Origin of the sequence: Legionella maioricensis, assembly GCF_023618015.1 — a bacterium.
Lineage (GTDB): Bacteria > Pseudomonadota > Gammaproteobacteria > Legionellales > Legionellaceae > Legionella > Legionella maioricensis.
On sequence record NZ_JAJKBJ010000067.1, the window covers coordinates 1 to 523 of the forward strand.

Below are 523 nucleotides of genomic sequence, written 5' to 3' on the forward strand. Positions count from 1 at the left end.
TAAAATGGCGTTCGTTTCAGTTAAATTAGCCACCGCGGGAGTAATCACTGCTGCATCATTAGTACCTACAATATTCACCGTAATGGTGGAAGTAGTACCATCGGCGGAAGTCACCGTTAAGGTATCGGTGTAAGTGGTGCCAGCGGCAAATTCATTGTGTGCGGTATCGGTAGTATAAGACCACACTCCATCCGCACCCACCGTGAAATGACCATAACCGTTACTACCGGCCACATTAGTTTGCGCTACAAAAGTCGCAGGACTGTCCACATCACTAATGGCCAAAGTGCCACCCGTAGTTAAAATCGCATTGCTCTCGGTTAAAGTCACGCTTGCAGGAGTGATCACCGCGGCATCATTCGTACCTAAAATATTCACCGTAATCGTTGAAGTAGTACCATCGGCGGAAGTCACCGTTAAAGTATCGGTGTAAGTGCTGCCGGCCACAAATTCATTGTGCGCCGTATCGGTGGTATAAGTCCAAGCCCCATTAGAACCCACAGTGAAATGACCATAACCGTTG

The 523-nt window shown here is 48.0% G+C and carries 1 protein-coding gene; it reads right to left on the reverse strand.

Features of this window, described 5'->3' with window-relative positions; all coding sequences use genetic code 11:
* The coding region (locus LOX96_RS17515) for a VCBS domain-containing protein (protein ID WP_250456499.1) at positions 1-523 on the reverse strand (523 nt) is incomplete at both ends.